Genomic DNA, 7,383 nt, shown 5'->3' on the forward strand with positions numbered 1-7,383 from the left:
GACAGCGGGTCAGATTGGACGTTTTCAGTCACTCTGCGTCACGCAGACACGGGCTGGGACGACTACGCCGACGGATGGCGCGTCGTGACCCAAGACGGCACAGTGCTCGGCACGCGCACGCTGTTTCATCCGCACGTGGACGAGCAACCCTTCACGCGCTCGCTGTCAGGAGTGGAAATCCCGGAGGCAACCGCACGCGTCTTTATCGAGGCCCGCACCAACGCCGATGGATGGGGCGAGGCGCAGCTGGCTGTCGACCTGCCGGAATAACGCTCAGATACAGCGTCCACCATCCACTTCCATACAGACACCCGTGACCATGCTGGCTTCGTCCGAGCAGAGGTAACACGCTGCATTTCCCATATCTTCTGGCGTAGAAAACCGCCCCATAGGAATGGTCGCCAAAAACTTCGCGCGGACCTCTGGCGTGTCCTCACCCATGAACATCTTCAAAAGCGGCGTCTCGCCTGCGACGGGGTTGATCGCGTTCACGCGGACACCGTGCGGTGCCAATTCGACCGCCATGCCTTTTGTCGCGGTCGTCATCCACCCCTTCGAGGCGTTGTACCAGGACAGACGCGGGCGCGGGCTTACGGCAGCGGTAGAGGCGACATTCAAAATTGCCCCCGCACCTTGGGCTTTCAACAGAGGCACGATGTGGCGCGCGGTCAGGTAGACCGATTTTGCGTTCACTGCGAAAACACGGTCGAAATCTTCTTCGCTGATGTCTTCCATCGCTGCGGGCATGTGGGTGATACCGGCGTTGTTCACCAGAATATCAATCCGCCCAAAACGCTCCAACGCAAAGGCCGTCATCGCGGCCACATCTGCGTTGACGGCGACATTCACCTGCACCGCGGCTGCAGCGTCACCGAGTTCCGAGGCCAATGCCTCAGCACCGGAACGGTTCATATCAGCGATGACCACCCGCGCGCCTTCCGCGACAAACTTGCGCACAATGCCGTTTCCGAACCCAGACGCGCCGCCTGTCACAATTGCGCATTTATCCTTCAATCGCATGTCATTCCCCTACCCATGAAACGCCGCCACAGTTTTCAGGACCGAAAACCCATACAGCGCCTCAAACCCTTTTTCGCGCCCATGCCCCGAAAGCCCGGACCCGCCGAACGGCAACTCGACACCGCCGCCAGCCCCGTAGTTGTTCAGAAAAACCTGACCCGCACGAAGCTTTTTCGCCATGCGCATCTGACGCCCGCCATCGCGTGTCCAAACCGACGCGACAAGCCCATAGTCCGTGCCATTGGCAATAGTGACGGCCTCGTCCTCGTCCGAAAAGGGGATGACGACCTGCACGGGTCCGAAAATCTCATCGCGCGCCAAAACATGATCAGCAGGCACGTTGGCAAAAAGCACAGGTGCCACATATGCCCCACCGTCCGGCGCATTATCTGCGATCCGCCCCGTCGCGGCCCTGTACAAGTCAGCGCCTTGTGCAATGTAACTTTCGACAATGTCCTTTTGACGCCTGGACACCAAAGGCCCCACATCCAGATCGTCCATAGCAGGTCCCGCTACCAAAGCCGCATAGCGCGCCGCCATTTTTTCGACGACCTCGGTGTAGCGGGAGCGGTGCACCAAAATCCGCGAGGATGCCGAACAGGTCTGACCGGCGTTTTGAATACCTGCATTCACCAAAAATGGCAGCGCCGCTTCCAGATCCGCATCTTCAAAGACTACCTGCGGCGACTTACCGCCAAGCTCAAGCGTGACCGGAACCAGGTTTTGCGCGGCCGACGTCTGTACCAACCGGCCAACCCCGACCGAACCAGTGAACGACAGGTGGCGCACGCCGGGATGGGCCGTTAACGCCGCACCCGCTTCGACACCAAGGCCTGGCACAACGTTCAGCGCGCCGTCCGGAAGACCAGCGCGACGCGCCAGTTCCGCGAAAGCAAGCGCGGTCAGGCAGGCTTCTTCTGCCGGCTTCAGAACGGCCGCATTTCCCGTCGCCAGGGCCGCGCCCACAGACCGTCCTATGATTTGCATCGGGTAGTTCCACGGCACGATATGGCCCGTCACGCCGTGCGGTTCACGCAAGGTATAGACCGTGTAGCCGTCGAGATAAGGGATTGTTGCGCCGTGCAATTTGTCTGCAGCACCGGCGTAGAACTCCATATACCGCGCCAGCGCGAGAACATCTGCGCGTGCCTGCTTCAGCGGCTTGCCGACGTCCAAGGCTTCAAGTTCCGCAAGGTGTTCGGTGTTTTCAAGGACCAGCTGCCCTATCCGGGCCAGCACCCGCCCGCGCTCGGCGGCCGTCGATCTGCCCCAATCTCCTGACAAAGCGGCCTCGGCACTTGCAACTGCGAGCGCGATATCGTCCACTCCCGCACGCGCGATATCGCAAAGAACGGTCCCATCTGACGGGTTAACAAGGTTTAGAGTTTCGCCTCCGACAGGCGACTGCCATGTCCCGGAGATCAGACACTTCGTAGGATCAAGATCAAGCGGCCTAAGACTCATGTGCATCCCCAAACATCAGCGGTGTTAAGTGTGTTTAGCGGCTTGGTCGCCGGCAGAGAAGCGGCAATTGTTCGCCAACGACTATGGTGAACGCAGCGCGGTACCGCCGTTCATCTTCGTTAACATGAGAGGGTGTTGGTAGCGCAGGAGGCTCCTAACATAACGTCTCAGCCCATCGCAAGTTATTGCAATAAAATAATTATAATCAATACTTTATATTAAACCATATGTCGCAAGACATTACAATTAGTCGCCACAAATCGCATGCTGGATGATGGGACAATTCTGACCTCTACCGCGTCAGTTCTCAGTGACATTCAACACTGATTTTTTCCCAATAATACAGAACCCGTTTCTGAAGGGATCGAGACGCAAGGCGGCTGGTGGATAATCCGCGCCTTCAAATATGTCATCGATCACAGCGATCAGTCTGATCATCGCCTAGTTGTTCAGGATGTTCTTCGTGCCCTGCATCTGTCTCAGCGAATTTGCAATGTGTTCGCGCCAGCGTGGGCCAACTTCCATTGCGTTGACGTCGGCACTGCACAGATCGTCGGGCCGGTCCTCGGCCATCGCCTCAATTAGAAACGCCGCCTGCTCACGGTCCTTCGACGCCTTCAAGCTGCCCGCACCATCGCGCCGTCGGTCGACGTCATGCCTCCGGCCTCTCGAAACCAACGACTGCCAACAGGGGCAGACGCTCCAGCCTGAACTGCGGCCTCTTCGCTGGAAATACCCTGCTCAATCAATCGCCAGAACAAAAACTGCTGCGCTCGATGTGCCACCTTAGGACGGCCAGGCGAACGCATTTTGTCTCGGGTGCTTCGGTCGGAAGCTCGCTTTTATTTCGTCATCGCAATCTCCAATTCGGAACCGTTGCGATGACCGCTTGAATCCGCCCAGTGTTCGGCGATTGGAGTTCCAATTCGCCCGTGAGCCAATAGTGGCCGAAGAAGATCCACTTCTCCTTGGGCCGGTACGTCGTTCGAACGACAGAGCCGGGAACATCACCTGCGGGCAGCCTGCCCGCTTCTGGCACGGACATTGCAATATCACTCCATGAGCCGGGCTCTGAAGCCCACCACTTCACACGCACGCTGGCGCGCTCATTGCCGTCTTTATCCGTTGGCGCCCATGGGCACGATGACCGCCATCGTGATCACGATGATCAGCATCATGATGGGGATGATGATCATCGGGCTCATGTCATGACCGGCATGCCGGTTATTGCGCGGCAAAGGCCTCTCTGACGATCTCTTCGATCGTCGCAATCTCATCATCTGTCAGCTTTGAAAACGGTTCACGGTCACGGCGGCGCTTTGGGAAGTCTCCATCATTGTTTCTGATGAAAAAAATGGATTGTTGAGCCAGGTTATCGGACATTTCAATGGCGTTCATGATGCCGCGCATCGCTTCGTCATGGCGCTTCAGATATTCAATCTCTCGCGGCAAATCCTCTTCGATCGTGCGTTTGACACACTCATACAGAAACTCGGCTTCTGCTGTGCAGTCAAAGAAGCGATAGAGGTCGGCTGTGTCGTTCAGCACATCGACATTGCCATTGGGTAAGGCGCGCCAATCTATGAAGTCCATCAGTGGGGCAGAATGACCCTGCAGCACGGTGCGGTAATCATCGATGCGGTCGAGCATGACCGAAGACACCGGAAACACCATACCCGCCGGTGTGAATTTCCGCTCGGCCAGGACCTGATGGATCAGGCAGCGATGCAAGCGGCCGTTTCCGTCAGCAAGCGGGTGAATATAGATAAACCCGTACGCAATGATCGCGGCCTGTAGGACAGGATCGACATTATCGGTATCCGTGATCCGCAGTCTGTTATTACATTCGTTGAGCGCCGTCATCAGTTCGAACACGTCCTCGCGGCGCGCGCCGATGAACTCAGGGATCGGTTCGTTATTATGGTCGCGTTCGCCCAGAAAGACGCCTTCTTCTCGGTAGCCGATCGGCGTCAGGCGATCATCACCGATCAAGATGCGGTGCAGGCGGTAGATTTCAGTTTGGTTGAGCGGGCGTTTGCCGGCTTCCAGAACCGCGCGGCCCCAGCGTTCCAATCTATTGACCGGCGGCCTTTCGCCTTCAATCTCGAAACTGGCGCGGCTGTCAGCAAGCAGCAGAAAACTCGCCGCGCGCGCGATGACTTGACCGCCCGTTCTGCCGATTGTGTCTTGGGCCTGGGCGGCAAGGTCGCTTGCGATCAACTCTTCCAGCTTCTCTGTGCGGCGGATGATCGGGCACAGCGCGCCTGTGCCGAGCAGGTTGTCGCGAACGCGGTGTCGCAGCGACAAGCGCTCCTTACCGGTGAAGTGAAGCTTGGGGTCAAGTGCGGGAACCGCCGTAACCGTCGGGGCGTCTTCCAGATTAAGCGTGCGGCCTGTCAGGGTTTCATAGAAGAACCACAGGCGCCGTGAAAAAGCGCCCGTCGGTGTGGCGCGGACAATGGCCTCGATCTCTTCCTGCGGCACCGCATCGAAAGCCCGCCTTAAGATCAGCAGGTCCATATGCTCGTGCCGGAGCGCGAAGTTCAGATGACCTTCGAGTGTGTCTTCGGGCAAGTACCGCTTGTCGAAGACCTCCCAGGGCCCGTCGGCGCGCTTGTTGCCGCGCACATGCTTATCTGCAATGCATGCGGGGTTGCGCAGGGGCGCGGCAATGCCAAGATTGATGATAAGCGCAGACCAGCCGGCAAGGCTCTTGCCCTCTGGCAGGACCTCGTCGTGGAAAAACTGGGGGCTTAGGTTTTCTAGCTGCAACGGTCGAAATACCTTCATTAATGTTGAAAATCACACCACAAAACCACTCCGTGTCGAAAATCGATATACGCAAGTTTGCGACGAAAATCAATCATGAATGTCGAAAAGCTATCATGAGAGGTAGTTATGTCGAAAAATGATGCATAAATAGCCGTCTTGCGGCGGTGTATCCCATAAGGGGCGAGACCCTTCTCTGGCACATTCTAAACTCCGTTGCTTGCGCCCTAATCGCACAAGGAAAACCCGCTGAACTTGTCATCACAGCGATAATGCGCAAACTGCTCGTTCTCGACAATGCCTTGATCACCAAAGGCCGAGAATGGACCCCAGAATGCCCTTGACCATCACGGATGCTCAAGTAAGGCTGCTCATGCGGATCATCTATAAGAGAGTCCCGGTGATCGAAAAATCGTGTATGGATGGCGCAAACAGATGATATCCGAAAAGGTCCTTCGTCTTAGATTTGTGCAGGACCAATCTTTCGAGGATACCGTGCTGTGCTTTTAGAGGACGATATCGTCCGAAAGCCTGAATAGGACCATGGTTGCTGCATCACCACGCGAGGACCGGCCTACTGCCGCGGTGCTGATCATGGCGTCAGCCATCTTCTTGTTTACCCTGATCGATACATCGGCCAAGTGGCTGATATTAGCAGGATTGCCAGCGATGCAAGTAGTATTTTCCCGCTATGTCGGCGCGTTTCTGACCACACTAATATTCTTCATTCCTCGCCGCGGATTGGGTGAATTCAGGTCCAATCGGCCGTGGATTCAAGTCCTTCGCGCGCTGACTCTTCTGGGCAGCACAGTTTTCAATTTCCTTGCCCTGCGATACCTGCCGATCACGCTGACCATCGCAATGTTCTTCGCGATGCCGATTGTTGTTACGTTACTCAGCATTCCGATTTTGGGCGAAAGGGTCGGGCTGCGCCGATTTCTAGCCGTCCTGACCGGGTTCATCGGGGTTCTGGTCATTGTGCAACCTTGGGGCGCACAGTTTCATTGGGCCGTGTTTCTCTCAATAGGGGCGCTGTTCTCTGCTTCGACCTATTTTGTTCTGACGCGCCTCCTTGCGGGGATCGACAACAACTCGACCAGTCAGCTTTGGACGAATGGGCTGGCCACCCTGGCTCTGGCACCGATTGCGTTGCAGAATGCGGTTTGGCCAGAAAACACACTGAATATGCTTGTATTCCTGTTCATCGGTTTTCTAGGGGGCGTTGGTCATATTCTGGCGACCCTGGCGTTCAGGTTCGCCCAAGCATCGGTGCTGGCACCGGTTACCTATGTACAGGTGATTTATGCCACTGCGGCGGGGTACCTGGTGTTTAACACGCTTCCGACGATCTGGACGGCGATCGGCACCGCCATCATCATCGCGTCTGGTGTCTATATCTGGCAGCGCGAGCGGGTCCGGGGGCTGTAGCTATCCGCGCAAGGTTTCAAACCGTATGAGAGTCTCGTCGAAGTGATACGCTTCGAAAATCTCACGATGAAGAAGTAGAGACAGGTTTTTTTTGCATACATCTGTATTGCTTACAATGATGGACGCCTATCATCAATTCGCCCAAGCGGACCTTTATGTATGTAGCTGGCGACGGCAGCTTTATCCGCGCTGCAGTTGTTCGGGCAACGAAAATGCTGCGATATATACGAATGGAGGGTTCGACGGGCCGCGTTGCAGCATTTTAGGACAAGGCTAATGACAGCATTGGGCCAAAAGCGGTAGTTTGACTGATTATTGTGAAGGTCTGGAAAGTCCCGCAACCCGGTTATAGCCCCTATCGAGATTGCAGCGGCTTGCACCAACGTCCGCTTTTTCTGCTGCATTGCGAAATGGATTTCTCATCCCACGCGGAGACGGAGATGCCGCAGGCGCAAACGGTAGATTTTTTGCTTTCTCGATGACGTCGATTGCGCGCTGACCGAAGCATTCCGTGTTCTGAAACCTGGTGGTCGCATCGTAATACTGGGCACAGATTGGGAAACGTTGGTTTGGACAAGCAGTGACCCCACCCTGATGAAGCGCGTGATGACGACCTATCAGGCGGTCTACGCCGATGCCAGATTGCCTAGGTCATTGCCAATGAGACTGGCGTTGGCCGGGTTCTCCAGCATATCGGCGGAA

Annotated in this window: 8 protein-coding genes; 3 read left to right on the forward strand and 5 right to left on the reverse strand. The window is 56.3% G+C overall.

Annotated elements, in window-relative coordinates:
- A partial coding sequence (locus Q1B15_RS09410) for a hypothetical protein (protein WP_299753318.1) occupies window positions 1-270 on the forward strand: 270 nt, incomplete at its 5' end.
- 3 nt (window positions 271-273) lie between these two features.
- Here the strand turns inward: Q1B15_RS09410 and Q1B15_RS09415 are convergent.
- The 5 genes from Q1B15_RS09415 to Q1B15_RS09435 form a co-directional block, all read right to left on the reverse strand.
- A complete protein-coding gene (locus tag Q1B15_RS09415) occupies window positions 274-1,020 on the reverse strand; it encodes an SDR family oxidoreductase (RefSeq protein WP_299753320.1) in 747 nt (248 codons plus the stop codon).
- A 9-nt stretch (window positions 1,021-1,029) separates the two neighbouring features.
- Window positions 1,030-2,484, reverse strand: coding sequence for an aldehyde dehydrogenase family protein (locus Q1B15_RS09420; RefSeq protein WP_299753322.1), 1,455 nt, complete (start codon window positions 2,482-2,484; stop codon window positions 1,030-1,032).
- A gap of 441 nt (window positions 2,485-2,925) precedes the next feature.
- Window positions 2,926-3,105 carry a hypothetical protein gene (locus tag Q1B15_RS09425; RefSeq protein ID WP_299753324.1) on the reverse strand — a complete coding sequence of 60 codons (180 nt, stop codon included), beginning with the start codon at window positions 3,103-3,105 and terminating at the stop codon, window positions 2,926-2,928.
- The gene (locus tag Q1B15_RS09430; RefSeq protein WP_299753326.1) at window positions 3,102-3,293 is read right to left on the reverse strand and encodes a hypothetical protein; all 192 of its coding nucleotides are present in this window, start codon (window positions 3,291-3,293) and stop codon (window positions 3,102-3,104) included. The genes Q1B15_RS09425 and Q1B15_RS09430 overlap by 4 nt, the downstream gene beginning before the upstream one ends.
- Before the next feature lie 415 nt (window positions 3,294-3,708).
- Window positions 3,709-5,274 (reverse strand): Fic family protein, encoded by a 1,566-nt coding sequence (locus tag Q1B15_RS09435; protein ID WP_299753328.1) that lies wholly within the window; start codon window positions 5,272-5,274, stop codon window positions 3,709-3,711.
- A gap of 522 nt (window positions 5,275-5,796) precedes the next feature.
- Here Q1B15_RS09435 and Q1B15_RS09440 point away from each other — a divergent pair.
- Window positions 5,797-6,681 (forward strand): DMT family transporter, encoded by an 885-nt coding sequence (locus tag Q1B15_RS09440; RefSeq protein WP_299753330.1) that lies wholly within the window; start codon window positions 5,797-5,799, stop codon window positions 6,679-6,681.
- Between the two features lie 462 nt (window positions 6,682-7,143).
- Window positions 7,144-7,383 (forward strand): methyltransferase domain-containing protein (locus Q1B15_RS23420; protein WP_366141701.1); only part of this gene is annotated, 240 nt, incomplete at its 3' end.

Origin of the sequence: uncultured Boseongicola sp. (assembly GCF_937988555.1) — a bacterium.
Taxonomy (GTDB): Bacteria; Pseudomonadota; Alphaproteobacteria; order Rhodobacterales; family Rhodobacteraceae; genus Boseongicola.